Source organism: Streptomyces sp. NBC_01622, assembly GCF_045209635.1.
GTDB lineage: Bacteria > Actinomycetota > Actinomycetes > Streptomycetales > Streptomycetaceae > Streptomyces.
This window is the reverse complement of sequence record NZ_CP109293.1, coordinates 17,737-41,354: the sequence shown is the minus strand read 5'-3', so window position 1 is coordinate 41,354 and position 23,618 is coordinate 17,737. Positions and strand designations below refer to the sequence as shown.

Annotated in this window: 21 protein-coding genes and 1 pseudogene; 13 read left to right on the top strand and 9 right to left on the bottom strand. The window is 71.3% G+C overall.

The features are described 5' to 3' along the window. Nucleotides 1–15: 15 nt before the first annotated feature. Nucleotides 16–556, top strand: a pseudogene (locus OH768_RS00205) (transcriptional regulator); the annotation flags it as partial. Between the two features lie 410 nt (nt 557–966). On the opposite strand, the gene OH768_RS00200 reads toward OH768_RS00205, so the two are convergent. Both OH768_RS00200 and OH768_RS00195 read right to left on the bottom strand, forming a co-directional pair. Further along, nucleotides 967–1,596 (bottom strand): hypothetical protein, encoded by a 630-nt coding sequence (locus OH768_RS00200; protein WP_406448745.1) that lies wholly within the window; start codon nt 1,594–1,596, stop codon nt 967–969. Nucleotides 1,597–1,721: 125 nt separating this feature from the next. Continuing rightward, on the bottom strand, nt 1,722–2,846 hold the full coding sequence (locus OH768_RS00195; protein ID WP_406448743.1) for a hypothetical protein: 1,125 nt from the start codon (nt 2,844–2,846) through the stop codon (nt 1,722–1,724). Between the two features lie 173 nt (nt 2,847–3,019). Between OH768_RS00195 and OH768_RS00190 the strand changes: the two genes are divergently transcribed. The 7 genes from OH768_RS00190 (at nt 3,020) to OH768_RS00160 (ending at nt 8,890) form a co-directional block, all read left to right on the top strand. Next, nucleotides 3,020–3,283, top strand: coding sequence for a helix-turn-helix transcriptional regulator (locus OH768_RS00190; RefSeq protein WP_406448741.1), 264 nt, complete (start codon nt 3,020–3,022; stop codon nt 3,281–3,283). 170 nt (nt 3,284–3,453) lie between these two features. Beyond that, nucleotides 3,454–4,323: a DUF6083 domain-containing protein gene (locus OH768_RS00185; protein WP_406448739.1), complete on the top strand. Its 870-nt coding sequence runs from the start codon at nt 3,454–3,456 to the stop codon at nt 4,321–4,323. Further along, nucleotides 4,320–4,802, top strand: coding sequence for a hypothetical protein (locus tag OH768_RS00180; RefSeq protein ID WP_406448737.1), 483 nt, complete (start codon nt 4,320–4,322; stop codon nt 4,800–4,802). Before OH768_RS00185 ends, OH768_RS00180 begins: the two co-directional genes overlap by 4 nt. Further along, nucleotides 4,799–6,262 (top strand): UvrD-helicase domain-containing protein, encoded by a 1,464-nt coding sequence (locus tag OH768_RS00175; RefSeq protein WP_406448735.1) that lies wholly within the window; start codon nt 4,799–4,801, stop codon nt 6,260–6,262. The genes OH768_RS00180 and OH768_RS00175 overlap by 4 nt, the downstream gene beginning before the upstream one ends. Before the next feature lie 158 nt (nt 6,263–6,420). Further along, complete coding sequence (locus OH768_RS00170) at nt 6,421–6,711, top strand: helix-turn-helix domain-containing protein (protein WP_406448733.1); 291 nt, start codon at nt 6,421–6,423, stop codon at nt 6,709–6,711. Next, nucleotides 6,708–8,300 carry a helix-turn-helix domain-containing protein gene (locus OH768_RS00165; protein WP_406448731.1) on the top strand — a complete coding sequence of 531 codons (1,593 nt, stop codon included), beginning with the start codon at nt 6,708–6,710 and terminating at the stop codon, nt 8,298–8,300. The genes OH768_RS00170 and OH768_RS00165 overlap by 4 nt, the downstream gene beginning before the upstream one ends. 17 nt (nt 8,301–8,317) lie before the next feature. Further along, nucleotides 8,318–8,890, top strand: coding sequence for a transcriptional regulator (locus tag OH768_RS00160; RefSeq protein ID WP_406448729.1), 573 nt, complete (start codon nt 8,318–8,320; stop codon nt 8,888–8,890). Here OH768_RS00160 and OH768_RS00155 read toward each other — a convergent pair whose 3' ends face one another. From OH768_RS00155 to OH768_RS00145, 3 genes are all read right to left on the bottom strand, one after another. Beyond that, a complete protein-coding gene (locus OH768_RS00155; RefSeq protein ID WP_406448727.1) occupies nt 8,891–9,133 on the bottom strand; it encodes a hypothetical protein in 243 nt (80 codons plus the stop codon). Beyond that, nucleotides 9,130–9,906, bottom strand: a complete 777-nt coding sequence (locus tag OH768_RS00150) for a hypothetical protein (RefSeq protein WP_406448725.1) — start codon at nt 9,904–9,906, stop codon at nt 9,130–9,132. Before OH768_RS00150 ends, OH768_RS00155 begins: the two co-directional genes overlap by 4 nt. 227 nt (nt 9,907–10,133) lie before the next feature. Further along, on the bottom strand, nt 10,134–11,507 hold the full coding sequence (locus OH768_RS00145) for a hypothetical protein (RefSeq protein ID WP_406448723.1): 1,374 nt from the start codon (nt 11,505–11,507) through the stop codon (nt 10,134–10,136). A gap of 285 nt (nt 11,508–11,792) precedes the next feature. Here OH768_RS00145 and OH768_RS00140 point away from each other — a divergent pair, with 285 nt between their 5' ends. Continuing rightward, nucleotides 11,793–14,207, top strand: a complete 2,415-nt coding sequence (locus OH768_RS00140) for a Helicase associated domain protein (protein ID WP_406448721.1) — start codon at nt 11,793–11,795, stop codon at nt 14,205–14,207. Between the two features lie 1,342 nt (nt 14,208–15,549). On the opposite strand, the gene OH768_RS00135 is transcribed toward OH768_RS00140, so the two are convergent. Next, the gene (locus OH768_RS00135) at nt 15,550–15,789 is read right to left on the bottom strand and encodes a hypothetical protein (protein ID WP_406448719.1); all 240 of its coding nucleotides are present in this window, start codon (nt 15,787–15,789) and stop codon (nt 15,550–15,552) included. A gap of 451 nt (nt 15,790–16,240) precedes the next feature. Between OH768_RS00135 and OH768_RS00130 the strand changes: the two genes are divergently transcribed. Beyond that, nucleotides 16,241–16,993, top strand: a complete 753-nt coding sequence (locus tag OH768_RS00130; RefSeq protein ID WP_406448717.1) for a hypothetical protein — start codon at nt 16,241–16,243, stop codon at nt 16,991–16,993. A gap of 57 nt (nt 16,994–17,050) precedes the next feature. Here the strand turns inward: OH768_RS00130 and OH768_RS00125 are convergent, their stop codons facing one another. Next, nucleotides 17,051–17,914 (bottom strand): hypothetical protein, encoded by an 864-nt coding sequence (locus OH768_RS00125; protein ID WP_406448715.1) that lies wholly within the window; start codon nt 17,912–17,914, stop codon nt 17,051–17,053. Between the two features lie 193 nt (nt 17,915–18,107). On the opposite strand from OH768_RS00125, the gene OH768_RS00120 reads away from it, so the two are divergent. Then, a complete protein-coding gene (locus tag OH768_RS00120; protein ID WP_406448713.1) occupies nt 18,108–18,293 on the top strand; it encodes a hypothetical protein in 186 nt (61 codons plus the stop codon). A gap of 4 nt (nt 18,294–18,297) precedes the next feature. On the opposite strand, the gene OH768_RS00115 is transcribed toward OH768_RS00120, so the two are convergent. Together OH768_RS00115 and OH768_RS00110 are read right to left on the bottom strand one after the other, a co-directional pair. Then, nucleotides 18,298–19,110: a TIGR02391 family protein gene (locus OH768_RS00115; RefSeq protein ID WP_406448711.1), complete on the bottom strand. Its 813-nt coding sequence runs from the start codon at nt 19,108–19,110 to the stop codon at nt 18,298–18,300. 138 nt (nt 19,111–19,248) lie between these two features. After that, complete coding sequence (locus OH768_RS00110) at nt 19,249–21,099, bottom strand: RNA-binding domain-containing protein (protein WP_406448709.1); 1,851 nt, start codon at nt 21,097–21,099, stop codon at nt 19,249–19,251. 345 nt (nt 21,100–21,444) lie between these two features. Between OH768_RS00110 and OH768_RS00105 the strand changes: the two genes are divergently transcribed. Further along, on the top strand, nt 21,445–23,124 hold the full coding sequence (locus tag OH768_RS00105) for a hypothetical protein (protein ID WP_406448707.1): 1,680 nt from the start codon (nt 21,445–21,447) through the stop codon (nt 23,122–23,124). Between the two features lie 150 nt (nt 23,125–23,274). Then, the gene (locus OH768_RS00100; RefSeq protein ID WP_406448705.1) at nt 23,275–23,493 is read left to right on the top strand and encodes a hypothetical protein; all 219 of its coding nucleotides are present in this window, start codon (nt 23,275–23,277) and stop codon (nt 23,491–23,493) included. Nucleotides 23,494–23,618: the final 125 nt, after the last annotated feature.

Here is a 23,618-nt window from a genome sequence, read left to right as displayed (position 1 = left end):
CCGGAGGGCAAGGTGCTGGACACCCGTCTGGCCACAGCTCGCGAGCTGTACGACAAAGGCACCCACCGGCGGCTGCTCGCTGCCCTGCCCGGACTGATCGCCGACGGACATGCAGCCGCCCGCTCACGCCGCGAACTCGATCAGGCCCGGCTCTCCTCCGTTTACAGCCTCGCTGCCGCCGTACTGAGCAAGCTCGGCTCCTACGAACAGGCCCGCCTCACCGCGGACCGCGCCCGCACGTGGGCCGAAGTGTCCGGCTCCCCGCTGGCGTCAGCGGCAGCGGCCCGGGAGTTGGCGATCGTACTGCGCCACCAGAACCGCAACGAAGAGGCCCAACGCCTCATGTCCACAGCCGCTACCGGCGTGGAAAGCACCGGACTGCGCACCGACGTCGACATCGGCGTACGCCCAGATGCTCTGCACCCTGGCCTACACCGCCGCCCGGGGCGGACACCGCACCGAGGCTCTGGCGATGACCGTGGAAGCCCGCCGCGCCGCCGTCCGTCTGCCCGAGACCGCCCCGGCGGGCCGCCTGTTCTCCATCAGCCCGGCTGCGACTTCTCATTCGACGACACCAGTTTCACGATCTGACCAGTAAAGATCTTTGACACTCAGATGAGAACTACTGGTGACGGCTAAATGAGAAGTCGCAATGCTGCAGTGCCGCCTCGCGCACGCCCATGACGGTGATACTCCGTGCCTGGTCATCACGCACATCGCTGGCCTTGTGCCGGTCGCGGCACCCAGGACCGGGCCTGGAATGTCCGCCCCGTTCCTACCGCCGGGGCAGCGAGGCGGCCCACCACATCGGGCGCCTGCAGCCCGCGGACGAGGCCCACTGACTAGTGGGGTACCGGTTCGCGAGACACGCGCTCCGTACTTCCAGGACTTGTTGATTCAGACCGTGAGCGCCTGGTGGGGCGGCGGATACTGACCTTGGTGGTGCGCGGTCGCTGCCCCGTGGCTTCAGCGGTCGGTGCCTCCGGGCTGTTCCTCGGTTGCGGGCGCAGTTGTCGGTTCCGTCGCGTCGGGGGCGGTGTAGTAGACAGAGGCGCCCTGCTTGGTGCGCTGGGCCTGGCTCTTGGCCACGAGTCCTTCGAGAGTGACGCGGACGACCTTGGTCTTGATGCCGCGCTCGGGATGAGCCTGGCCGAGCGCGGTGGAGATTTCCGCAGCGGAGCGCGGCTCGCCCTGCTCGGTGAGGTGACGGCGGATGAGTTCCACCAGAGTGGGCCGGGCCTTCGGCGTACCAGCCTTGGGCGTGGCAGGCTTCTTGGCCGCCGTTTCCTGCGGGACCGTGGTCTTCCGTGACCGGCGCTTGCTGGAGGGTGCGGCCTCAGTCCTCTGCGGGAAAGAGGGCACTGTGGTGCTCTCGGCCGTGGTCGAGGGCTCATCCGGTTCGCGGATGACACCGAGTGCCTGCTGCATGTTCACCAGCACGCTGTGGTCGTGCTGCAGAGCACCCAACTGCTCCTGCAACGCCTCGATCTCCGCGCCGATGCGTTCCTGTTCCTTTGTGTTGCTTTCGAGGTCGCTCGCCACCTGGGCGATGTACTGGGATGTCAGTCCCGTGGCGACAGTCGTGCTCTCGGACATGGTGCTGGCCTTTCCTCGGTGTACGGCAGTAATCCAGGCGAGCGGTCTCGAACCGGGCAGTGCTCCATGCGCTGTACCGGCGTGCGGACGCTGCATGTGCCGCAAAATGCCTTGGTGTAGAGATACTACGGACGGGCGGAACCGGTTGTTCCTCTCGAGTGGCGTCCGCTGTTCGCCGCGGAGGTCAGAACCACTCTGTCTGGTGCCTTTGGAGCCCTGTTGCAGGGCGGGTTCGTGCGCGGGGGCTGGGGCAGTTGCCAGGCTGCCTCGTGGGTCTCCCGGTTGTGGTGCCAGGTTGTCAGGGTGCCTGTTGTCACCAGCCGGTCGAGGAGTTCTCCGGTCTGCTGCTGGGAGTGCCCACACAGGCGGGCGAGGGTGTCCAGGTCGGTGCTGTGTTCGGTGTTGGCGGAGGTGTGTGCGGCCAGGGCCAGGGCGGTCAGTCGCAGGGCGGGCGGTGCCGTGGGCAGGGCCAGTGGGGCGGGGTGCAGCGCCCAGTGGGCGGCGCGCCGGCGGGCGAGGCGGCCGGGCGCCTGGTCCAGGACCGCGGCATCGAGCAGCCGCAGCTGCACGGGAGCAGATCTGGCATCCGGCGGCTCCAGCCAGCCGGCGTGGGCCAGTTCCTGCCACAGGTCCCGGTGCCCGCGCAGGCGCATGCCGCGCAGCAGCCCCGCCGGCAGGCGGACATGGCCGCGGGTGTCGGTGCGCAGGGCGCACTGCAGGCCCAGTAGCCGGGCGGCGGGGGAGGTGAAGCGGGGCAGTGCGGCGCCGAGGTAGGTGAGCATCTCCCGCACGCGTACCTGCTCGTCGGGCCCCGGGCAGAGTCCGACGCGGGCAGGGGGCGGAGGTCCGGGGGAGGGGTGCGGCCGGATGGTGCCGAGCAGGGTGTCCGGCACCACGGAGGTATGACTGGTCGCTCCCGCGCAGGCCGTGCAGGCGTCGGCGAGGCGCCAGGTGCGGCCGCCGCGGTCGCGGGTGAGGGCAAGACGTACCGGCCCGTCGCATCCGCGGTGACGCGGATGCCACGAACATCCCTGTGCCCGGCACTGACAGCTGCGCAGGTACACCGGCAGCGCGTCGGCGCGGGCGTGGCAGGCCAGATGTGCCAGCGCGGCGGACCGCGCGGAGGAGGCTGTGAGGGGAGAGGTGTGGGCGGTGCAGGAGGGGCAGACAAGCGTGGGGCCGCCTGCCTGCGGACGCAGCTCCACGGTCCAGATGCGCCGCACCGTTGTATGCGCACGCGCAAGCCTCATCTGCTGGTCGTCCTCCCCTCTGTCCGTGCCGCGGCGGTCGGTGCCCGGTCTCTGAGGGCCGGAACGAACGCACGGTAGTGCAGATCTCTGCACTGTGAATGTCACTCCCGCCTCGCCAGATAGTGCAGAGGTCTGCACTGACAGGGCAGGGTCCTGCACCGTCGGATGGTGGGGTGACGATCTTGCCGCCCGACCCCGACCTCACCGCGCTGCGCGTCACGCTGGCGCGCCTGCGGGGCGAGCGCGACTGGACTTTCGACGAAATCGCAGGCCGCAGCGGCCTGGCCCGCCGCACCCTCATCGACCTCGAACACGGCCGCACCACCGGCAGCGTCACCACCTGGCACGCCCTCGCCCACGCCTTCGACGTACCCATCGAGCACCTGCTGGCCCCCCTCTGCGACGACCACACCCCGCCCGGCGCACAAGGCCCCTGACCTGCTGGCGCGCCCTTCGCGGACCCCGCCGCAAATCACCCGAACCGGCGAGCAGGCATAGAACACAAGACCGTTGGCCCGCACGCCCGTTCCCTCCGGCTGGGCCGACCGGAGGACATACCGGCCGCCGCGGCACCCCGGGCCGCGTGTCGCCTGGCACGGTCCTCGCCATGTGCCCCACTCCCACCCCCGCCGGCCGCCACTGGGACGGCAGCCCTCGCGTCACCCGCCGCCCCCGACCCCTGCGGGTGGCCGGCACCAGTCCCAGCCGCCTGCTGCGCGCCGGCCAGAGCCGTCTCTGCCGCCAGTGCGGCAACCGTATTGACCTCTACCAGCGCACCAACGAGCGGCCCGTCGCCCTGCACCCGGCCGAACTGGCCGCCGCCGACGTCCCCGAGTCCTGCCGCTGGCACCTGAGCGGCGGCATCGCCCACCCGCACGGTGACGGCAGCGGCTGGTGCCGCATCCCGCACGCCCTGCTCTGCCCCCGCCGCACCCTCACCCGCCACACCGCCCCGGGCCTCGAGGCGATCCGACGCCAACTCGCCGTCCGTACCCGCCGCGTGATCGACACCGGCGTCTTCACCCCGGCCCCGGCCGCCAGCACACAACCCGCCACCGCCACTGATGCCGACACCGGCGAACCCGACCGCCCCGTCGTACAGATGCTGCTCTGCCGCTACCTCGCCGAACGCCCCCTCACGAACCTCCGCTGCGTGGCCCAGACACGCCACCGCCACCGCTGCACTCGCACCGTCCCTGCTTCCATCGGCCCGGCCGGGACCTGGAGACTGCTGCCGGCCACAGTGCAGCACGGCCAACTCGCCCTGCCCGAAGGCCTGATGGCCGTCTACGACCTTGGCCAGCTCCCCTACAGCGAACAGTTGCGCTGGCGCGCCCAACGCTGCCCCGCACACGCCGCATCCGGCGCCGCCGAACTCGCCCTGGCCGGATGGCAGCCCTTCGACCCCCTCCTGCACGCGGCACACATCCACACCCGACTGCCCCACCTTCAGACCCGCCGACAGGGGAGGGGATGACGATGCCGCACCACGCCCTGGAAATCGTGCTCACCCGCCCCCTTGCCCAGGCCGAACTCCGCGATGCCGCCCGCGTACTGCCACTCGCCGCCAACCACAACGCCACCCGCCTCATGGCCCTCGTGCACGCCAAGACCTCTCACCAGGCCGCCCGCAGGCTGCGCCACCGGCTCGGGGCACTGCTGCCCATCGACGTGATCACCACGCACTACCCGGACGCCGACCACAAGGTGCTCCTTAACGTCGCCTTCCCGGCCGCCGCCCACGCCGTCCTCAAGGCTGCCGCCTGCCGCGTGCACCAGAGCCCTGAACGCTTCGTGGAACTGGCCCTGCACCGGGCCCTGGCCCAGCACGCAGACCAGGAGACCGACCGCCTCGACCGCGCGGTGCGCGAACTCCTGACCCACACCACCCCCGCCCACCTGCTCTCCGCCGTCGGGCACGCACTCACCCGGCTCCCCGAGAGGCCCACACGATGAAACCGACCCACGAACAGGCGGCAGCAGCCGACGCCTTCCAGGCCGGCGACCACCTCGCCCTGCAGGCCGGCGCAGGGACCGGGAAGACCACCACCCTCGCCCTCCTCGCCCACACAACCACCCGCCGCGGCCGCTACGGCCGCTACCTCGCCTTCAACCGGGCCATCGCCCAGGACGCCACCGCCCGCTTCCCCCACACCGTCCAGTGCAAGACCGCGCACGCCCTGGCCTACGCGGCCGTCGGCCACCGCTACACCCGCCGCCTGAACGCGCCGCGCCGTCCGGCCTGGCAGACCGGACAAGCCCTCGGCATCACCAAAGCCATCCGCATCGGCGACTGCGAGGTCACCCAAAAGGCCCTCTCCAACGCTACGCTGCGCACCGTCACCCGCTTCTGCCACACCGCGGACGAGGCCATCACTCGCCATCACGTGCCCCCACTGCGCGGCCTGGAACATACCGACCTGCACGCCCAACTCGCCGCGCACATCGTGCCGTTCGCCCGCAAGGCCTGGGTCGACCTGCAACACCCGGACGACGGCGCCGTCCGCTTCGAGCACGACCACTACCTGAAGATCTGGGCCCTCACCCGGCCGCGCATCCAGACCGACTTCCTGCTCCTGGACGAGGCCCAGGACACCAACCCCGTCGTCGAACAGGTCTTCCTCAGCCAGCGCGACCACGCCCAGCTCGTCATGGTCGGCGACTCCGCCCAGGCCATCTACCACTGGCGCGGCGCCAAGGACGTCATGACCGGCTTCGACGGCACCCAGCTGACCCTGTCCCAGTCCTTCCGCTTCGGCCCCCTCCTCGCCGCGGAAGCAAACCGGTGGCTGCACCTGGCCGACGCCCCCCTCCGCCTGACCGGCACCCCCGCCGTGCCCACCGAACTCGGCCCCCTCGCCCGGCCCGACGCGGTGCTGTGCCGCACCAACGTCGGCGCCATGGCCCACGTCATGGACCTGATGACCACCGGATACAGGGTCGCGCTGGTCGGGGGAGGAGACAGCCTGCGCGCCCTGGCCCTGGCTGCGCGCGACTTGAAAGACGGCCGCCGTACCACCCACCCCGAACTGATCCTGTTCCCCTCTTGGGGCGAACTGCAGGACTACGCTGTCCACGACCCGGCCGGACGCGACCTTCAGCCCCTGGTCGACCTCGTCGACACGCATGGCACCGATGCCATCCTCGCCGCCGTGACTCAACTCGTGCCCGAACAGCACGCCCAGGTGACCGTATCGACCGCCCACAAAGCCAAAGGCCGTGAATGGGCTCGTGTGAAGATCGCGGATGATTTCACCCCGCCCAAGGACACCGACCAGCAGGACGCCGTCGGCCAGGCCGTACCCGGACCCATCGACGACAGCGAGGCCCGCCTCGCCTATGTCGCCGTCACCCGCACTCGCTCCCACCTCGACCTCGGAGGCCTCTCCTGGATCCACGACTATCCCTACACATGAACCGGCTGGTCGGACGTGACGCCCAGTCAGGGCCGACGCAGTGGTCCGATCATTGATCATGAGGGCGGCTCCCTCCGGGGCCGCGGGCTGCATTGGAAAATTTATGCGTGCTACTCATAATCAATTCGTTAATCGTATTGCCCTGGTAGGGTTGGGCTATGGGGATGTCTTTGCCGGAGCGGGTGCGGCTGGCGGTGGCGGCGCTGATGCATGCCACGGGCGAGCCGCAGGTACGGTTGGCCGAGGTGCTGGGGGTGACGCAGGCGCAGGTGAGCCGCCGTCAGTCCGGGTCCGCTGCCTGGAGTCTGGCTGACTGCGAGGCGCTGGCCGGGCACTACGGCATGGATGTCCTGGACTTCCTGGCCGGCCCGACTCGGGCGTGCGAGGCACTGCCCGACGCGCGCCGTGCCGGACGGCGGCGGTCGCCCGTGAAAGGGGAGCCGCAGTGAAGCCGCAGTTCGAGGAGATCGACGCGCTGCTGGCCGCGGCCCGCAAGGAGGCCGAACTGCCCCCGGCCGAGCAGCGCCGGATGCTGCGTGAGGCGCTGCATCTCTCGCGTGCGCAGGTGGCCCGCGCCCTGGGGGTCAGTCCCTCCACGGTCGGGGGCTGGGAGAGCGGCCGCGACCCGGGCGGCGAAGTCCGCGACCAGTACGCCTACTTCCTCAAGGGCGCCCAGACCAAGCTAGCCGCCCTCGACGCAGACGGCGCAGCCGAAGACGCCGTTGCCGACACCGGCACCGGTGCCGAGGAGGCACCGGATGCCGGGCCGGGCGACGCGGCACACCAGACACCTGCCGTGCGGGAGGCCGACGACGTTGAGGACGTAGAGATCCTGACGGTGCCCCGGCCGTGCGTGCTGTGCGGACACGACGCACGCCACGAGGTCGCCGGTTACCCCCAGCACCTTGACCCCGCCGAGTGCACAGTCCCCGCACCTCCCACGACGGCACCCTCTGTGAGCGCGCCTGCGGCGGCCCCGGCCGGCCGTGTGCCGCGTCCGGCCCCGCCGCGCCGGTCCGGGAGCGTGAAGACGGTGGGGTCCTCCGCGGGCCGGGTGCGGACCGCCGCCGACGTCCCCGATCCCATCGGCGACGCGGTCGCGGCCGCGCTCGCCGAGCACCGGGGCGATGTGGAGGCCGCGACCGCGGCGCTGGTCAAGCGGGCCATCCCGGACGCGATGGCCCTGCTGGACTCCACCCGTAAGGGAGGCCGCTACGACATCGTGGCCCACCCGGGGATCCCCGACGTCCTGCGCAAGCAGACCGCCAGGGGAGCCGACCAGATCTGGGAGGCCCGCCCCAAGTGGACCCGCCCCGAACTGCCCGCCGGACAGCACGAAGTGGCCCGCCTCGACATCAACGGGGCCTACTTGTCGGCCCTCAAGACCCACTTGCCGATCGGCCGCCTTGAGCACTCAGGAGGCAATGTCCACGACCGGCGCCGCTCCGGGGTCCACCGGATCACCGCGTCCGTCTGGGAACACGACGCGGTCCTGCCCAACCCGCTGGGCGACCGCGACGAGCCCGGTCCGCTGTGGGTGACCGAACCCACCCTGCGCCTGCTGCTGCGTCTGGCGGGCCCGAAGTACCGGCTGTGCGAGCCGCCCGTGATCCACGAGTCGTTCACCTCGGGGGCGACCGAGAGCCTGCTGGAGAAGTTCCGCATCACCCTCAAGGACGCCCGCGACAAGGCGATCGCCGAGGACGACGAGGTCACCGGCGAGTACGTGAAGGCCATGTACTCCAAATTCGTCTCCACGATGGGGGAATCGACGTACAACCGGGAGCTCAACCGCCCCGACTGGATGCACCTCATCCGCTCCCAGGCCTTCGCCAACCTCTGGACCAAGGCATTCAAGGCCCACGACGAGGGACTGATGGTCGTCAGCGTCCAGGGCACCGACGAACTCCACGTCATCGGGGACTGGCACCAGGTCTTCACCGAGGGCCGCGGCGTCACCGAGGTGAAGGTCAAGGACACCTACATTGTGGGCGGTCCGCCCGAGGACCCGGCCGCCCCCGGCGACACCGATCAGTAGAGGAGGAGCAGCCCCGCATGCCCGAGCGCACCGTCGACTTCGGCAAGTACCGCGCCAGAGGAACCAAGGGCCACGAACTGGTGGCCCGCCAGCTGGACTCCTACCTGACCTACATCACCACCCCCGTCACCAGCCCGCGCGGCCTGCTCGCCCGCCTGCACTACCTCACCCGCACCGACCACGCCCGCACCGCTGCCCGCGACGCGGGCCTGACCGTCACCGACGACACCGTCAACGCCTGGCTCAACGGCGAGCGTCGGCCCCTGAAGAAGAACCTCGCCGCCGTCGAGGACGCCTACCGCACGGTGCGCCGCCACAACGTCGCCCGCCACCTCCTGTCCCGCCTCAACCGCGAGGGCCGCGGCACCCGCGTGGAGATCCACCCCCTCGACCAGTCGCTCGTCAGCCGCCCCCTGCAGCGGGTCATGGGGCACCGCCACCTCAACGTCCGCCACTGGGACCGCATCGTCGATGCGTGGGCCGCCGGGGACGACCGGGCGCTGGACGACGCCTGGATCGAGAAGATCGTCGACCTCGGCTCCCAGTGGGGCCAGTACGAGTACTGCACGAACGTCGGCTTCGCCGCCTGATCAGTTGCCTCTGCGCCGAAGGGCCCGGACACCGAGGTCATAGGCCATGGACCCGAGGGCCAGGACCACCAGTGGCCACCCCACGGCCGAACCGGACGGCGCGGCGCCGCCAGCGAACAGCGATCCCACGAAGCCGGCGCTCAACACGGCGGTGCACGTGGGGACGCCCGGGACCGTCACTCGTACCAGCAGCCCCCGCTGCTGCTCGGCATCCGCTTCCCGGTCTATCCGGCGGGAGCTCACCGGTTACCACCCTGCCGGGCTGCCACCGCACGCTCCGTCTGGCGTTCGCCCAGGCGCTTGAGTTTGCGGCGCACCCTCTCGCCGAGGGCGACGGGATCCGTGGCGCCGGCCACCAGGGCGGCCTCCGTCCAGGTGGCCACCGCCGGGTGTGCCCAGGCCAGGGCGACCGCCCGTTCCGCCGGCTGCAGTGCGGCAAGGACGGAGAGCAGGCGGACGTCGTCCGGCCCGGCACCAGGGGTCGGCGTCTGTGAGCAGGGGCTTCCGATGACCAGGTCGTACAGCGTGATGCCTTCCCCCAGCGGGGTGTCCAGGAGCAGCACCCGAGACCTGTTCACCCGCCGCCGCCACAACGGTGTCAACTGCCGATGAATCGTCAGCGCCTGTGCACGCAGGGCGGCCACTGCCGAGATGTGAAGGCCGTCCGGGGTGTCCAGCGGGAGCGCCCAGTCACCCAGCAGAGCAGTCGACACCGCTTCCCGCCACCGCCCGCCCTGCCGCAGAGCCAGCACGCGGGAAGCGAAGCCGTCGATGGCGTCGTCGTCGCCGTTCGCGGCCGCTTCGCGTGCCCACACCGCCTTGACCAGGTCGGGCGGCGGACCGTCATATTCCGGCACGGGGCCCGTGTACTGCTCCGGGAGCGAGGCGACGCTCATCTTGTAAAGCCGTCCGTTGCCGCAAATCCTCAACTCGTGTGAGGTCGACGGGGCGGTGCTCGGCGGATCCGCCGAGCTCGTCGGTGCCGTCTGCGGAGATGGGGTGTGCTCGGTAGCCATGGGAGGGCGGGCTCCTTCCGGTGGTGGCATCAGCTCTCACTCTTCGGCTTCGGGGGACCCCTCCATCGGCAATGAATCTTGGAGCGCCGTATGCGATGCCTGTCACCGTGCCGCCCTGCACTCCTTCACTCCGAGCATCGCGGCACGGTGACGACAGGACTGCGCAGACGCCGAGGGCGGCAACTGCCGCGCCTCAGGGGTGCGCATCGCACAGACGTCCAGGGGGGTCAGGTGGTGCGGGCCGGGGGCAGGACGTGTGCGAAGAACTCGTCGTAGGCGCCTTCGCCGAGTTTCCCGTCGAGGGCGAGGGCGGTGCGCAGGGAGCGGGCGGTGACTTCGCGGTCGACGTCGAAGCGGTGTTCGGCCTCGCCGATGATGTCGGTGACGGTGTGCTGGGCGGTGGTGGGGTGGTGGCGGATGAGCCAGTCCAGCATCGTGGCCACGGGGGCCAGCAGGCCGAAGAAGGATGTCTCGCGTGCCGTGCCGTCCAGTTTCTGACTGCGGTCCAGGCCCGTGGCGATCTCGTCGAGGACGGCGAGCCGGACGGTCGTGGAGAGCGCGTCGGCGGGGATGATCCTCTCGAGGCTGGCGGCGACTTCCCAGGCGAGCTCGTCGGCGACCTGCTTCACGGCACTTTCGTTGCGCTGGCGCAGGACCCACCGCCTGCGCCGCTCGGGGCTCTCCCACAGGTAGGACAGGAAGACGCGGCCGTAGTGCTCGCGCACGTCGGCGGCGCCGACGGGCAGGGAGTCGTCGCTGCCGGTGGCCATGGTGGCGGCGACGCTGTCGGAGGAACGGGAGCGCTGCTCGGTCCAGTCCTCGGCGACCGGGCGGGCCCAGGCGCTGCGGCCGCTGACGGTGGCCTGCGGCTGCGGTACGTCCGCCTCGCCGCGGGCGGTGTAGGCGCGCAGGGTCGAGGCCGCGATGCCGGCCATGGCGGCGAACTCGGGGACGCCGACGAGCTGGTCGCCGTCCAGCTCGGGCGCGGACAGGCGCACCACGCACTGTGTGAGCGGCCGGGCGGCGCGGTCGCCTGCGCGGCGGGCCGCCCACAGGGCGAGGTGGTCGGCCCACCGGTCGGGCGGCGGGGCGTCGGTGTCGATGTTTGCGACCTTCAGCAGGTGCGCGGCCGAGGGGTCGGCCGCCTCGTCGAGCAGGTCGGCGGCGGTGACGGTGGTGGCCGAGCGGGCCGGGCGGCGGGAGTAGGCCTCGCTGGCGGCGTCCCACACCTGCAGCGGCCGGTACCAGGCGGTGCCGTCCCACCAGTAGCCGCCGGTGCGGAACAGCAGCGGGCCGCGGTGCCAGTCGGTGTGCAGGCTCGCGGCGTCCGTGTCGCGGACCAGGAGGACCGAGCGGCCGTGGTCGGGGTGCTGGCGGATGCACCAGGCCAGGTCGTGGCGGATCGGGTCGGTGGTGAACGCCCGCCACCCGTCGTCGCGGTCGTCGTCCCAGCGGCCCCACATGCCCTCCCCGGCGCCCCGGCCGACGGCTTCCGTGGCCCGGGGGTCGTGGAGAGGGATGTGCGTGTCGTCGGCGAACGGCAGCCCGGGGACGGGGTGGTCGGTCGAGATCCCGTTCGCAATCGGAAGCGGAGTACGCATCAATTCGCTGTACCCTTCTATGACTTGAGTGCTGTAGATAACTACAGCGTACGTGATGCCCTCACTACAGCACAGCCAAACCCCTCTCGGTCCTGCCGAGTTGGGCCGCACCCGCCACAGGGCGCGTCGGATGGGGCCGCGCGCCGCCCCGCCGGGCTGCCGTCCCGCAACCTGGGGGCGCGCGCCTTTCGGGCGGTGCGGTGCGGGGATCCGCACCGCACCCGCCCCCGCGGTACGCGAGGATGAACGTCCTGCCCGCCGCTCCGCATGCCGAGGACCCGCGCGATGACCGCCCACGCCACGCCCGACGGCCGCCCGCCGCGCTTCGTCCTGCGCACGGACCAGCAGGACGGCGTTGACAGCGCGGCCCGCCATCTCAGGCGTCCCCGCACCCGCGGCCACGAGGTGTCCGCCTGCGGTACCGGCAAGACCCTCATCGCACTGCGCACGGCGGAGACGCTCGGGATCCGTCATCTGGGGGTGGCGGCGCCGAGCCTGGACCTGGTCGCCCAGTGGGCCGCGGCCGCCCGCGCCGACCACCGCGACGAGCCGATGATCACCGTCTCCTCGATGAACGCCGCCTCCCACCCGCTGCTGGCCGACGCACAGGTCGCCTCCACCAACTCGGGGGAGTACCTGGCCTACTGGCTGGGCCGCCACCCCCGGGCGACGGTGTTCTTCACCTTCGACTCCCTGGACAAGGTCGCAGAGGCCCAGCACTCCACGGTGTTCGCCCCGCCCGTGTTCGGGCTGCTGGTCGTGGACGAGGCCCACGCCACCGCGGGCACCTGGACCAAGAACTGGACCGCGCTGCACGACGACGAGCGCATCCCCGCCGAGCGCCGCCTCTACCTCACCGCTACTCCCAACGTGTGGGAGGCCCCCCGCCTGGCCGAGGCACCCACCAGCAGGGCGCAGCCCAAGCGCACCCCCTCCACCGCCCCCGGCTGGGACGACCCGTCCCTGCTCGCGACGATGGACCAGCCGAAGATCTTCGGCCCCCGCCTGCACACCTACTCCCACGCCGACGCCATCGACGACGGCGTCCTGGCCGACTACCAGCTCGTCGTGCCCACCGTCACCGACACCGACCTGCGCACCGCCCTCACCGACCCCGACGCAGGGCCCACCGCACGCCGCACCACCGCCCTGCACCTGGCCATCCTCAAGGCCATGCGCGAGCAGAACCTCAAGCACGTGTTCGTCTACTTCCAGCAGATCGCCGACGCCTCCGACTTCGCCCGCCAGTTCGCCCACACCCTGCGCACCCTCCCCGACGACCTGCGCCCCGACTGGGCGGACCAGCTGAGCGTGCAGTCCATCGACGGCACCCACAGCCCCCACCGACGCGCCGCCATCCTCGCCCGCTTCACCGACGCCGAACGCGGCGTGCTGGCCAACGCCAAGGTCCTCGGCGAAGGCGTCGACCTGCCGGCCGTCGACGGCATCGTCTTCGCCGACCGCACCGCCAGCGTCCGCCGCATCGTCCAGGCCCTGGGCCGCGCCCTGCGCAAACCCCCCACCCAGGACACGAAGACGGCCAGCCTCGTCGTCCCCGCCTACATCCCGCCCGGCGCCGACCCCACCGACCTCCTCGGCACCCCCTACGAGGCCCTCTGGCTGGTCACCGCCGCCCTGCGCCACCACGACCAGACCATCGCCGCCCGCGCCCCCCGCGCCAAGAACACCCACCCCGCCCGCGACTCCCACACCTACATCACCCGCCGCTTCCGCTTCGACCACACCCTCGACCCCACCGCGATCGCCCGCGCCCTGGACCTGCTCGTGTGGCCCTCCGACGGCGCCGTCCTGTCCGCCCCGCGCCGCGCCGGTCTCGCCGCCGCTGTCCGCTACCACGCCGAGCGCGGCCACCTGCGCGTGAGCGCGGACTTCGAGGACGCCTACGGCTACCGGCTGGGTGCCTTCGTCACCGGCCAGCGCACCGCCCACCGCGCGGGCGCCCTCGATCCGGCGTGGACCGCCGAACTCGAGGCGCTCGGCATGGTCTGGGACGAGCACGAGGCCCTCTGGCAGGGGCACATGGCCACCGTCGAGGCCTTCCACGCCGAACACGGCCACCTCGCCGTCCCCGCACAGGCGCCCGGTGGCCAGTTCCTCGCCGACCAGCGCACCGCCGCCCGCAACGGCCGCCTCACCCCTGCCCGCGACGCCCAACTCACCGCCCTCGACCCGGGCTGGATGCTCCCGCACGGCCCCGACTGGCACCGCAAGTACCACGTCGTCCGCCGCCACCTCGAAGCCGGAAACCACCCCACCACCCTCACCCGCGACACGGTCATCGGCACCGTGAAGGCGGGCAGCTGGCTGCACCGCCAGTTCACCACCTGGCCCCAACTCGCCCCCGGACAACGCGACCTGCTCACCTCGATCGGCCTCACCCCCGACCAGGCTTCCCCGGGCACCGGCGTCCCGAAGCGGCGCACCTTCGCCCAGACCGCGCAGATCCTTAGCCTGTTCGTCGAGCGCTGGGGGCGCACCCCCGGCGCCCGCGAGTGGATCGAGGTCGACGGCGAACGCGTCATGATCGGCCCCTGGCTCGCCAAGACCCGCACCAAGCTGAATACCGGGCAACTCCCGCCCGGACAGACGCAGATGCTGACCGAGACCCTCGCCGAGCACGGCATCGAAGCACTCTCCGCTCCCTCCACCACCGGGCCCGGAGATGGCCGGGGCTCGTGAGGGCCCTGTCGGAGCGAGTACAGGCCCGCTGCCTCGACAGAGCCACGGTGACGGCGGAGCGTGACGGACCTGAGCCAGCACTCGCCCAGACGAAGCCCGTACCGCCGAAGAAGGAACAGCGGCTCTGATCAGCGCATTTCTTGGAAGGAAAGACCCGTACGGGGCGCTGGATGAATTGGACTGTGCCGGGACGCGCCCAGTGGGCGCCTCCAATGTTTGACTTGATCATGCAATTCCAGTAGCCTTCCTCTATCACGCAGGCGGGAGACAGGGAAACGAAGAGAGGCCCCCGGTAACGGGGGCTTTCGCGTTCCGAAAATACGGTCCCTCCGCCTGTTCTGCTATATCTGAGAGCAATCTCAAGCTTCCCGAGAAAGGGAAAACTATGTCAAAATCCAGAAGAAGAGAGAATATTAAATGTTTGACTTTGAGAACCAGGCGAAGATTTCCCACTGGCTTGAGTTCACTCGCTGCTTCGCGATGCCTGCAGTGTCCCTGGTGGGCAATGCTGTGCAGGTAGGGGCCTTGCTGGCTGCTGCTCACATTGTGTGGCCCGTGCTCCTGTGGCGCTTGTCCGGCCTTGCGGGAAGCCTGTTTTCGATGCGGTCCGCGTGGAATCAATGGTGTGCGTACAGGGATGGCGGGAAGGTGGGTGGGGGGAAGAATCGAACCTGAACGGCAATATAGATATTCGCATCGCCTGTCAGTTGTGTTGTTTTATCTTTTGCTTTGAGAATCGCCGCCGGCAATTCGGTTATCGGCCGAATGGTGATATTGAATACGTTTCACATTAATTCGGAAAGCCGCCCATTGGGCGGCTTTCTTTTTTGGATTTCTATTTCTTTTGTTTGGGAATGAAAATTGTTTGATTATTTCGTGGATTCCCCGCTCGGTCGTGGGCCGGGCGTTGGTCTGCCGCGCTGACCTGCCCTTTCGAGCGCCGGACAGTCCTCACCTGCTGCCCGCTGCACAGCCATGGGCGGGAGCGCGCCGGAGGTGCCGGCGGGTCAGGAAGGGGGGTGTCCGCAGGTGTGGCGGTGTCGGGGGCGGTCCGGGGCCCGGGAAGCCAGGCCGGCGCCCCCGTGGCGGCGTCGGGTGGGGCCGTCCCGGCGCAAGAGCTCATCCAGGTCCGCAGAAGGCCCGGGGTGTGCTGCGAGTTCACGGCCGCAGCAGCGGACGCCGCAGGGGCCGTGACCGGCCACGTGTGGGGGCGTTCGCGACGGCCTGCGAACTCGATACACGCTCGAACGCGATGGGTGCTGCCTGTTGCGGTCGGTGAAGGTCCGTCATGTTCGCCGGCGCGGACGGCCGTGCCTGCCGCCCGCCCGACCCGTTCGTCGGCTCAACGCGGGGCCCGTACGTGGGCGCCGTACATCAGCAGCCCTACCCACACCGCCGACACCGCGGTGGTCATGGTCGCCCAGGGCGCTGTGGTGGCGGACGGTCCGGTCAGCAGCTGATAGGTCGTCGCACCGGCGAAGGCGAGGGCCAGCAGGAATGCCACCGGCCGGGCCACGCGCAGCCACACCGGAAGACGGGCCGGGGACGACGGCCGCACGGACGGCGTCGGCGAAACGGACATGGCGAACGTCTCCTACAGGCAAGGGAGTTGGACGGGGGACCGGCATTGCCGACCCGGTGCCTCGACCGTACGGCGCCCGCGGCCGCGCGGACCATCTCCCATTTCTGCCCTGATTACCCAAGGATGGGGTCAGGGAGATGGGGGGGTGCCATGAGGGTGACGGTGACCCGGTACGGCCGGACAGCCGCCGGTGAACAGCCGGGGGCGGAAGCCGGGCACGCTGAGATCAGCGGGCTCGCGGGAGTAGCGAAAGCCGTCTTCACCGTGGGGCTGCGCCGTACCGAGCACGGTATTTACCGGCCCGCGGCCGTGCGCCTGCACGTTCCCGGAGCCGGCCCCGGCGCCGTCACGCCGAGGGCCGCGCGCGCCGTCGACTGGGAACGCGTGCTGGCCATCGCCACCGCCGCCGCGACCTGTTCCACCCGCAGCCGAGCAGCTCGATGCCGGCTGGATGCAGCGGCCCCGGGGCGGCAGCCATGCCTTCAGTCTGCTGGTCGCCCTGCTCTACGCGCAGGCGGTCGCCCATCGCCTCCCGCCGCGTCATGTGATCGCTGCCGTCTGGGGCAGGGGAGTGGACATGGTGGACAACTGGCTCGCCGAGGCCCGCCGCCGCCAGGTCCTGGGGCGCGACCCGCTCGCCGGCCGCCCCGGCCGCCGCACCGACCCCGACCGGCGCGGACCCCTCCCGCCGCCGCGCCCGCCCGGCCGGCTGCCATCCTCGTCCGGCAGCGTGGGCACCCGTGCAGTGACGCTTGAGGACCTGCCCGGCTGGCCCGACTGGACCTTCCGCGTCGAACCCGGCTTCCGCCAGGGCATCGTGTTCGCCCGCGGCTGGGCGATCGAGCCCGACATCACGCACGCCGCAGGCTGGAGAACCCACCTGACGGCGAAGACCCTTGCCGCCATGCCGCTCGATGACGTCTTCGCCCGGGGGCTCGCGGCCCTGCAGGGCAACACCTATCTCGTCATGGCCCGGGCCGTGGTGGGCGAGCCCGGCCGCGGGCGGGGAGCGGAGCATCTGCGGCAGGTCACCGGCGCCTACCGCTTCGCCCTCGCGCAGGAACAGCCCCCGCTGCCGCTCATCTGCGTCCTGTGGAGCGTCAGTTACAAGACGGCGGCGAGCTGGACCAGCAAAGCCCGCAGGGCGGGCGTCCTGACGGCCCGGTACAAACCCCTGCCCCGCCTGCGGTCTCCGGCCCGCTGAACAACCACGGGCAGGGGCGCGCGCTACCGCCGGGCGGGGGCACGAAGGAGTGTGCCGTCATGCACGGCCGCGGTGGGTCAGCTCAAGGCCGAGGGCGAGCAGCAGCTGCCGGCCGACCTCGTCGAACTGCTCCTGGGACGTGGGCTCGCGGAAGATCCCGTCCAACCCTCCTGCGGCGGCGGCGAGTTCGGCCCGCTGCGCGAGATATCCGGTCATGGAGGCCCGGTGGACGGCCCGCACCCGCTCCAGCAGCGCGCCGTCCACCTTCTGGTCGAGGGTCCGGCGCAGGGCGGCACTGAGGGCCTCGGCGTAGCCCACGACGGTCTCGGCGGTCATCGGGATCTGCGCGGGGCCGAGCGCGCGCACCAGACCGGTGGCGGCGAACACGCTGTCCGGCTCCATCACCTCCCGCACGGCGTCCAGGAGCTCGGCGCGCCCGCGGACCGTCAGCACGGTGCCGTTGCCCAGATCGGTGACGATCCGCACGAACCGGGTCTTGGCCGTGGGGGTGGCCAGCGGGTGCCCGATCTGCCGCAGGAGACCGAGCGCGCCCTCGCGCGCCACGTCCTTGCTGCGCCCGCCGCGCCCCACCCACGTCACCCAGGCCCGCTGCGCCTGCCGGGTGGGCACGTGGCCGTCCCACCACAGCCACACCGCCAGCGGCACCTGCGCGAGCGCGCTCAGGTGCGTGACCTGGCGCCGCTTGTCGAGCAGGAGGAGCAGCAGCCTGCGCTGGTTGACACTGTGCTCGGCCCGCTCCGAGCCGCGGTGGCGGGTACGCAGCCGCGGCTGGTCTAGCAGGCCCTTGGCGATCCACGAGTGGATGAGCCGCGCGTTCATGTCCGGGTGGCCCGCAGCCCGGGCATCGGCGATCAGGTCGTCGATGGTGCCGGGTTCGGTGATGTCCTGCCAGGTGTGCACGCGGTGGAAATTACATCGTTTCCGCCGCGGTCCGGGCCCGGTTGAGGATGCGTCAGCCGACCGTGCGCTGCCACGATCGACACAGCAGCACGGCCCCCGCGGGCCGCCACCCCCGCTGCACAATCCCACACCCCGCCGACCCCCGGGGCAGACGTGCCGCTGCACCCTGCCCGCACACCGGAAGGACACCACCATGAAGAAGACGAACCGGGCACACGCCTCGACCCCTGACACCACCGCCCGCCGCCAGCGGGAGCACGGCATGCCCGCCGCCGTGTCGTGGCCGCGACTGGTGTCCATGGGCGTGCTCGCGGGCGCGGCCCGGCATGCGGGCTCCCTCCTCGTCGGCCTCGCGGTGGCCTGGTGGCACCACGACTGACCCGTCAGGGCGTCACGTGCGCGCCGTCGAGGCGCCGGTGCACCATCGACAACGTGGTCAGCAGTTCCAGCAACTCCTCGTCGGTGACTGTGCGGTGAAGCCGCGGCTCGTGCGCGGCCGGGTTGCGGTACATGCTGAACAGGCCCTTGACCAGGGCCGCCAGCCCCTTCTGCTCATCCAGCTCCGGCCCGGTGACGTTCGCGTTGACGGCGACCCGGGCGGTGCCCCGGCCGGGCATGAGCACCGCGTCGACCAGCCGGGCCCCGTCCAGGTGCTCGCCGGTGAGAGTCCGCAGCCGGTCGGCCACCGACTTGACCGCCTCCAGCCCGGCGTGGAAGGCGTTCTTGGCCAGGATCTCCAGCGTGCAGTAGCGCAGCACCTCGGGATGGGTGGCGCGGCGGCGCAGCTCGGCCCGCAGTGAACCGGCGTGCCGTGCGGCCTCGTCGAGGGTGGCCGCCGCCGGCCCCGTGGCAAGTTTCCCCTCGTCGTTGACCCGCAGCCCGACATGGACGAGGACCTCGTTGAGGTCGTCCTGCCGGCGCGAGAACGCCTGCGGCTGCTGCGCGTAGCGCACCGGGGCCATCGCCGCGGTGATGAACGCGATCACACAGTTCGACACCTGCTGGCGGGCCTGCTGCGCCAGCAGCGCCCCGGCCAGCCGGTCCCGCTTGTTGCCGCCCTCCGCGTCCGGCACCCTCACGGCCGCCAGCAGCTGCCCGATCTCCCGCCCGGTCAACCCGTGCACGGTGTCGCCGAGCACACCGGCCACCGCCGTGACCACTGGCGCGGGCCAGGGCCCGTACGTACGTGATGCCATGTCTTCTCCGCTTCGCCTCGTCCCCTGGCCAACCGGCCAGGATGGCACGGGCACGGCAGCGGCATCCGCCTCTTTCCCGCACCGGGCAGGACAACGGCGGCCCGGAGGTCTTCGGGCGTCAGATGCTGGAGGAGGCGTTCAGGAAAGGGGACCGCCCTGACCAGCCAGTAGTTCTTCCGTGGCCCATACGTGACCGAAGTGCCGCGCCATGTGCACCAGGGCCCGGCGCAGAAGGGCCTGGCGCTCCTGGCGGTGCATGGTGGGCGACCTGGTGATCGTGACGGCCATCTCCGGCCGGACGCCGTCCTCCCCGGGGCCCAGGGCCTCCAGGTCGATCAGCGTTGCGAGACCGGGGGAGGGCCGGTCGTGGGGGCCTTCGGCGCTCAGCCGCAGTTCCGTGGTGGGCGGTGCGAACCACTGCATCCGGGCCGGATCGGTGACGGCGTCGGGCAGCGTCTCGGCGGCGCTCTCCCACGCGGCGAGCAGCAGGGCCTGCAATTCGTCGAGGCCCAACTGCGTTCCCGCGCCGGGCGGGAGCAGGGCGGCCCAGGCGGAGGTGTCCTCGATGAGGACGTCGGCACAGGTCACCACCGTGTCCTCCACCGACGTCATGACCGCTGCCGAGACGGCCCGGCGGCCGTCCGGCGCCGTGATGGTGCTGGTGTAGCTCAGGGCGGTGGGGGTGTTGCGGCCGGGGCCCGTGTTCCAGTGGGCGGCGGGGAGTTCGGCGCCCCGGCGCCGGGACAGGAGGGTCACCGCACCGGCCAGCGCGCTGTGGGGCAGAGTCCGCTCGAGGTCCTGGCGTTTGCCCGGGGCGATCTGCAGTCCGGCCGTGTCCGCCCAGGGCCAGGTCACCAGCGCCCGCAGACGCAGCTGCGGGGCGGGCTGCTGCGCCGTCCAGTTCCGGGCATACCGGGACATGAGGAAGCCGAGCCGCTCGGCCGGCTCCCACCGCCACACATCCCGCCCCGACCGTACGAGTTGGCCCGCTCCCCAGCTGCCGCCGTCGAGATCGACACTCCGGGCATCCGGCGGCACGACCCACGGGCCGTGCTGGTCGGCCCGGTCAGTGCCCGGGACGGGGTAGCCGACCACCGCGAGCGGATGGCCTCCCGCACTGTCCCGGCCGGCGGCCCTGATGGCCTGCCATACGGGCTGGGCCACCGCGACCGGCGCCCGGCCGCCGACCACGCACAGCACCCATCCGGGCTGTCCCTCCCCACCCTCGAACTCCTGCAGGGCGGCCGGACCACGGGCGTACGCCTCGCCGGCCGGCCGGCCCAGCCCGGAGCTGCTCAGCTGCTCGTAGGCCTTACGGATCTCCTGCTGGCGGCTGGGCAGACCTTGCCCGATCTGCGGCCCGGCCGGGGCGGGCTCCGGCTGCGGCGCCCGGGCCACGGCCTCGCGCAGGAGCTCGGCCAGTGCCTGGGCTGTGGGCATCCCCGACGCCGCGACGCCGCGGGAGAGCAGCCGCTGGAGTTCGGTGCGCGGCAGCCAGTGCGTGCCGTCCGCCTCACGGACGGGCACCGCGACGGTGTCCGTCCGGGGCGCGCCGTTCTTGCCGGTGGGTGCCGCCACCACGAACAGGCATCCGGGATCCTGGGCGGGGACGTCGATGCAGACCACGCAGGCGCCCTGGCCGTCGTCGGACCACTCCACGCTCACCCGGCGCGGGGCCGGGGTGATGTGCTGACGGATCAGCTTGCGCCACTGGTCGAGATCGACGGACGACCGCTCGATCGGGACCGTCTTGTCGAGGATCTCCTGCCCGTGCTCCAGACGCGTTCTGATCCCCACGACGATGATGCCGCCGCCTCCGTTGGCGAACGCCGCGACATCCTTGGCGAGTTCCTCGACCGCGTGCGGATCACGCATCTCGTACGGGGCGCTCTTGGCGTCCAGCCACTGCCCCTCGGGCAACTCCAGCAGTGCTGTGGGGTGGTGGGAACGCAGCGCCGTCCGTACGGCTTCGAGATCCATCTTCGGCATCCCCGAAGTATCCCGGGCCCGCAGGCATCGGCGCCCGCCTTTCCGCGAGGCGTCCACAGGGAACACCGGAGGCCGCGCGCAGCGCGACCGGGACGGGCCGGGCGATGTGTCCTCGGCGGCCGGCCGCTGGCCACGGACAACCCGTGCCGCCCGGACTCGGGCAGGCCCGGACACTGCGACGCTGTGCCCCGAGGTTTTCCCGTCGTGGGGCCAGTGGCGTGCAGGACGGCCGAGTGCCTGGCTGCGGCGGCACAGGCCCTCGGGAAGGCCATGACGTGGGATCTTCCGGTCCTGTGAAGGGCCGGACGCGGGCGCCGGGGCCGAGGCAGTCCCGATAATGGCGGTGTGTCTGGTCGTATGGAGATCACGGAGACCAACGTCCGGCTCCCGCCGTGTGCGTTCGAGGCGCTGGCCACCGTCATGGCGAGGGAGGGCACTTCACGGGATGCGACGGTCCGCCGGCTGCTGGCGGAACAAGTCGGGCGGCAGGAACCGGAGCACCCCGAGGACCGGCTGACGCATATCTCCACCGTTCTGCGGTATCCGCCGCCGCCGCGCTGGCGAGGTGATCTGCGTACGGACCGGCCCCTGCGGCTGCGTCTGCCCGCCGGGCTGCTGGAGCGGGCACGGGCGGTTTCGTTGCGGCTTCCGGGGCAGTACCAGCGCGCGTACCGCGACTACCAGGGCCGGATGGTGACGGACGCGGTGATGACCGCGATCGCGGTGGCCGAGCCGTTCACGGACGAGTTCCTGGACGGTCTGCTTCCTCTCCTGCGCCACCGCGCGGCCCGCAACCTGTGGAAACTGGCGGCCGCCACGCTCTGCACCCGCCCGGAGATCCAGCTTCTGGACGCCGCCGAATACGTGCGCTCGACGACGGCATGGATGTCAGAAGAACCCCATGACGAGGAGGACCAGCATCTGCTGGCGGTCGTGACGGCCCTGGAGGAGGACGTGGCCTGGCACTCCCCGGCCCGGTTCCTGGTTGCGGCCAACATCGCCCGCGATCTGCTGACCGGTTCGCAGGCCGGGGCCAAAGAGCGGATGCTCCAGGACGAAGGCCAGGCATGGCACCTCCTGCACCAGGACACTCTCCACGCCGATGACGCGCATCGCGCATGGCTGCGGGGAACCACGAGCTACGACTGGACCGGGCGCGGCGGGACCGCGGTGTGGCGGGCCCAACGCCAGGTTCGCCTGCAGTACTTCGAGGACTGGCTGACAGGCCGCACCGGGAACGACACGGCCGAGTACATGATGGAGCCGCCCGGCTGGATGCTGGCCCGCCCCTCCGGCTGGAGGGCCGTCGCCCCCGCCCTCACCCGCGAAGGGCGGCTGCCGCAGCCGTACGCGCAGTGGGCAGCCGAAGGCCGCGCACTGGTCTTCCCCTACCGCAACCGGCAGGCCCTCTGGCCGCTTCGGCGCAGGCAGGGCCCGCCGGGCTGGGAGCCCGTGCCCGGGATCGAGCCGCTGCTCGCCGCCGCCCTGGATCTGCGGCCCGAGCAGATCACCGGCTTCATCGAGGCCGTGCTCATCGACTGGAACCACCAGTTCGAAGAAGACCCTGGCCTCCACCTCGCGCTGGATCTTCCGGTGGGCAGCGCGTACGACTTCGGCTTCGTCGCCGCCGAGGAACGCCAGCGCGCCATGGCCGAGGCGCGCGAGGAGACCCTGCAGGACATGGATGAGATCATCGCCGCCTTCAAGGACGACGGCCACGGCGAGGAACAGCTGCGTGAACTGCGGGAAGCGCGGGGGAACGCCCGTGAGTTCGCGCGCCTGGCCAAGCGGTTCGACCGGTGGATCGGATCGGAGTTCCGGGTGCGCAAGGCGGTGTGGCGGTGGCCGGGACTGTCGGTGGCCGGCGAACTCCTCGCCGGTTCCCCGGCCGACCTCGTGCAGTGGCTGGCCGCCGCCGCGCACGACAGGAGTTCGCTGATCCTGGAGCAGGCGATGCAGCAGGCGTGGGGCTACGCGTTCGACCGGTACGGGCGCAGGGACCGCAGGGGAAAAGACCCGGTGTGACACCCACCGATGTACAAATGATGTACAAATACCGATACATAAATAAAGCCCTCGTTCCGTAGAACTGGATGCAGGCCGAGCGAAAAACGCCCGGGTTCCTGACATTCCGCGTACCGCGCAGGTACGCCCGCCCGAGGGGGACACCTTCGAATGCACAATCCGAACCGACCGCTGATCTCGTCCGCCGCCGCCGGCATCAGCGGCATCGCCCTGGCACTGATCGGCGCGCCGTGGTGGCTGACCGCCCTGGCCTTCACCTGCTTTGCCCTCGCCCTGCTCGTCACCGCGATCCAGTCGGTCTTCCCCCAGGACTCCGCGCACCGGCTGGCCTGGTGGCGCGCCCGCTGGAATCACCAGCAGCGCGGCTAGAGCACACGTCCCCCGGCTGGGTCCGGGCGGCTGCGGGGCTGCGGCTCCCGACGGTATGGGCACCGAGGCCGCCGACCGGACGAGGCGCCACTGCCCGGCGGGTACGCCGCCGCCGTGCCGACCGC

What these genes read in the sequence shown, in the direction of transcription:
- OH768_RS00200 (WP_406448745.1), bottom strand. Translation starts at nt 1,596, where the DNA reads ATGTCCGAGAGCACGACTGTCGCCACGGGACTGACATCCCAGTACATC.
- OH768_RS00195 (WP_406448743.1), bottom strand. Translation starts at nt 2,846, where the DNA reads ATGAGGCTTGCGCGTGCGCATACAACGGTGCGGCGCATCTGGACCGTG.
- OH768_RS00185 (WP_406448739.1), top strand. Translation starts at nt 3,454, where the DNA reads ATGTGCCCCACTCCCACCCCCGCCGGCCGCCACTGGGACGGCAGCCCT.
- OH768_RS00180 (WP_406448737.1), top strand. Translation starts at nt 4,320, where the DNA reads ATGACGATGCCGCACCACGCCCTGGAAATCGTGCTCACCCGCCCCCTT.
- OH768_RS00175 (WP_406448735.1), top strand. Translation starts at nt 4,799, where the DNA reads ATGAAACCGACCCACGAACAGGCGGCAGCAGCCGACGCCTTCCAGGCC.
- OH768_RS00170 (WP_406448733.1), top strand. Translation starts at nt 6,421, where the DNA reads ATGGGGATGTCTTTGCCGGAGCGGGTGCGGCTGGCGGTGGCGGCGCTG.
- OH768_RS00160 (WP_406448729.1), top strand. Translation starts at nt 8,318, where the DNA reads ATGCCCGAGCGCACCGTCGACTTCGGCAAGTACCGCGCCAGAGGAACC.
- OH768_RS00150 (WP_406448725.1), bottom strand. Translation starts at nt 9,906, where the DNA reads ATGGCTACCGAGCACACCCCATCTCCGCAGACGGCACCGACGAGCTCG.
- OH768_RS00145 (WP_406448723.1), bottom strand. Translation starts at nt 11,507, where the DNA reads ATGCGTACTCCGCTTCCGATTGCGAACGGGATCTCGACCGACCACCCC.
- OH768_RS00140 (WP_406448721.1), top strand. Translation starts at nt 11,793, where the DNA reads ATGACCGCCCACGCCACGCCCGACGGCCGCCCGCCGCGCTTCGTCCTG.
- OH768_RS00135 (WP_406448719.1), bottom strand. Translation starts at nt 15,789, where the DNA reads ATGTCCGTTTCGCCGACGCCGTCCGTGCGGCCGTCGTCCCCGGCCCGT.
- OH768_RS00130 (WP_406448717.1), top strand. Translation starts at nt 16,241, where the DNA reads ATGCAGCGGCCCCGGGGCGGCAGCCATGCCTTCAGTCTGCTGGTCGCC.
- OH768_RS00120 (WP_406448713.1), top strand. Translation starts at nt 18,108, where the DNA reads ATGAAGAAGACGAACCGGGCACACGCCTCGACCCCTGACACCACCGCC.
- OH768_RS00115 (WP_406448711.1), bottom strand. Translation starts at nt 19,110, where the DNA reads ATGGCATCACGTACGTACGGGCCCTGGCCCGCGCCAGTGGTCACGGCG.
- OH768_RS00110 (WP_406448709.1), bottom strand. Translation starts at nt 21,099, where the DNA reads ATGCCGAAGATGGATCTCGAAGCCGTACGGACGGCGCTGCGTTCCCAC.
- OH768_RS00100 (WP_406448705.1), top strand. Translation starts at nt 23,275, where the DNA reads ATGCACAATCCGAACCGACCGCTGATCTCGTCCGCCGCCGCCGGCATC.